We start from the raw sequence: 3187 nt of genomic DNA, 5'->3' as shown, positions 1-3187 counted from the left end.
GCCCCTGCGGGGCTCGCGATGACGGGTATGGTTTTGCGTCAGCCGGAAAGGCCCGCAATCCTCGCCAGAGCCGCCATGTCGAGGTGCCGCTCCAGATGGTCGGCGAGTCCGTCCAGCGTGGCGTCGACCGTGGCGTCATAGGCCAGGCCGGCATCGGCGCGCGGCCGGATCGCGGCCAGGAAGGCGGCGCGGAAGCCATCCGCCGCGAACAGGCCGTGGACGTAGCAGCCGGCGATGCGGCCATCGGCCGAGACCGCGCCGTCCGGTCGGCCGTCAAGGTCGAGCAGCGGCCGTGCCAAAGCCGGGCCATCGGTGCGGCCGACATGCATCTCGTAGCCGCGGATGGCGGCGCCGGTCGGCCGGTGCGTGCCGGCGACCGCGACCAGGCTCTTCTCCGGCGTCATCATCGTCTCGAGATCGAGAAGCCCGAGCCCCTCGGCCGACCCCGGTGCCCCGTCGATGCCGTCCGGGTCGTGCAGCCGCCGGCCCATCATCTGGAAGCCGGCGCACAGGCCGAGCACCCGGCCGCCGCGCCGGACATGGGCGGCGATGTCGACATCCCAGCCCTGGGCCCGCAGGAAGGCGAGGTCGCCGATGGTCGATTTCGACCCCGGCAGCAGCACCAGGTCGGCATCGCCCGGCAGCGCCTCGCCCGGCCGCACCATCCGCACCGACACATCCGGCTCCAGCCGCAGCGGGTCGAGATCGTCGAAATTGGCAATGCGCGACAGCACCGGCACGGCGATGGTGATGGCGCGGCCCGGCGCAGTCTCGATCTCGGCCAGGGCGTTGGCATCCTCGGCCGGCAGACGCGACGCCTGCGGCCAGTGCGGCACACTGCCGAGGCCGCGCCAGCCGGTGCGGTCTTCCACAATGCGCATGCCGCCGGCGAACAGCGCCGCGTCGCCGCGGAAGCGGTTGATGATGAAGCCGCGGATCCGCGCCGCCTCAGCCGGTTCGATCACCGCATGGGTGCCGACCAGGCTGGCGATCACGCCGCCGCGATGGATGTCGGCGACCAGCACCACCGGCACATCCGCCGCCTCGGCGAAGCCCATATTGGCGATGTCGCCGGCGCGCAGATTGACCTCGGCCGGGCTGCCGGCGCCTTCGACCAGCATGAGATCCGCCTCGGCCGACAGGCTGATGTAGCTGTCCAGCACCGCGGCCAATAACTCCGGCTTGTGGGCGGCGTAGTCCCGCGCCTTCAGCGTGGCGACGCGGCGGCCCTGGACGATGACCTGGGCGCCGGTCTCGCTCTCCGGCTTCAGCAGCACCGGGTTCATGTGCACGGTCGGCTCGACGCCGCAGGCGCGGGCCTGCAGCGCCTGGGCCCGGCCGATCTCGCCGCCATCGGCCGTCACCGCGGCGTTGTTCGACATGTTCTGCGGCTTGAACGGCCGCACCCGCAGGCCGCGCCGGGCGAACACCCGGCACAGCCCGGCGACGATCAGCGACTTGCCGACATCGGAGCCGGTGCCCTGGATCATCAGGGCGGGGACTTTCACGCTCCCCTCCCTCTGTTGTCATTGCCGGGCTTGACCCGGCAATCCAGAGACTGTCGACAGACTCTGGATGCCCGGATCAAGTCCGGGCATGACAAGAAAGAGAAAACAGCCTTCAGCACCACTAGAACTCGATCCCCGCCTGGGCCTTCACCCCGTCGCGGAACGGGTGCTTGATCTGGGTCATCTCGGTGACGAGGTCGGCGATCTCGATCAGCTCGTCCTTGGCGTTGCGGCCGGTGACAATGACATGGGTGTCCTCCGGCTTCTCGTCGCGCAGGAAGGCCACCACCTCCTCCGTCGGCAGATAGTCGTAGCGCAGCACGATGTTCAGCTCGTCCAGCAGCACCATGCGATAGGCCGGGTCGCGGATCATCGCCTTGGCGGCTTCCCAGGCGGCACGGGCGGCGGCGATGTCGCGCTCGCGGTCCTGGGTCTCCCAGGTGAAGCCCTCGCCCATCGCGGTGATCGTCACCAGCTCCGGGAACCGCTCCAGCACATGGCGCTCGCCGGTCTCCCAGCTGCCCTTGACGAACTGCACCACGCCGGTGCGGAAGCCATGGCCGATCGAGCGCAGCACCATGCCGAAGGCGGCGGTCGACTTGCCCTTGCCCTTGCCGGTGTGGACGATCAGCAACCCCTTCTCCAGGGTCTTGTCGGCCAGCATCCGGTCGCGCACCGCTTTCTTCTTCGCCATCTTCTCGGCGTGGCGGGCGTTGATCTCGTCTTCGGTCATGCCATCGGTCTTCATCGGCCGGGCTCCTTCGTCAGCGCGTCGAGTTCATGGTAGACGGCATTGGCGCGCGGCTGCCACAGGCCACGATCCAGCGCCTCCTGCAGCCGCTCCGCGATCTCGCGCGCCGCCGCCGGATTGGCCTGCTCCAGGAAGGCCCGGACCTCGGGGTCGCCGAGCATCGCGTCATAGACCAGGTCGAACTGGTGGTCGGCCACGGCATCGGTCGTCGCCGCGAAGGCGAAGAGATAGTCGACCGTGGCCGCCATCTCGAAGGCGCCCTTGTAGCCGTGGCGCATCACGCCGCGGATCCATTTCGGGTTGACCACCCGGGCGCGGACGACACGGGCGATCTCCTCGCGCAGCGTCCGGATCACCGGCCTCTCGGGCCGGGAGTGGTCGTTGTGGTAGATCGCCGGCCGCGCGCCGGAGAGGTGATGGATCGCCGCCGCCAGCCCACCTTCGAACTGGTAGTAGTCGTCGGAATCCAAGAGGTCGTGCTCGCGGTTGTCCTGGTTGTGGACCACCGCTTCGACCCGTTCGAGCCGCTGGGCGAACAGGCCGTGCGCGGCCGCGCCCACTGCACCGTCGCCATAGGCCCAGCCGCCCCATTCCAGATAGGCGCGGCCAAGATCGGCCTCGTCGCGCCACACCTTCTCGTCGATCAGCGCCTGCAGGCCCGCCCCGTAAGCACCCGGCTTGGCGCCGAACACCCGGAAGCCGGCACGGCGCCGTGCCTCGGCCTCGGGCATGCCGCTCTCGATCAGCGCCGCCGTCTCCGCCCGCACCCGTGCGGCCAGCGGGTTGGTGTCCTCCGGCTCGTCCAGCGCCGCCACCGCGCGCACCGCGCTGTCGAACAGGTCGATCTGGCTGGGGAAGGCATCGCGGAAGAAGCCGGAGATCCGCAGGGTGACGTCGACCCGCGGCCGGTCGAGCACGCCGGCCGGCA

General features: G+C 70.1%; 3 protein-coding genes. All 3 read right to left on the bottom strand.

Features of this window, described 5'->3' with window-relative positions:
- Positions 1-38 precede the first annotated feature (38 nt).
- A complete protein-coding gene (locus AC3XYG_RS16340; protein ID WP_489140908.1) occupies positions 39-1490 on the bottom strand; it encodes a cobyric acid synthase in 1452 nt (483 codons plus the stop codon).
- Between the two features lie 139 nt (positions 1491-1629).
- Complete coding sequence (gene cobO / locus AC3XYG_RS16335; protein WP_489140907.1) at positions 1630-2256, bottom strand: cob(I)yrinic acid a,c-diamide adenosyltransferase; 627 nt, start codon at positions 2254-2256, stop codon at positions 1630-1632.
- On the bottom strand, positions 2253-3187 hold a 935-nt coding region (locus tag AC3XYG_RS16330), incomplete at its 5' end, for a cobaltochelatase subunit CobN (protein ID WP_489140906.1). The genes AC3XYG_RS16330 and cobO, both read right to left, overlap by 4 nt.

The sequence above is a fragment of the Inquilinus sp. genome, from assembly GCF_057815775.1.
Note: the sequence above shows the minus strand (reverse complement) of the source record. Positions and strands in the feature narration are given on the sequence as shown.

Coding starts and splice junctions, on each gene's coding strand:
- AC3XYG_RS16340 (WP_489140908.1), bottom strand. CDS start 1,490: ATGATCCAGGGCACCGGCTCCGATGTCGGCAAGTCGCTGATCGTCGCC.
- cobO (WP_489140907.1), bottom strand. CDS start 2,256: ATGAAGACCGATGGCATGACCGAAGACGAGATCAACGCCCGCCACGCC.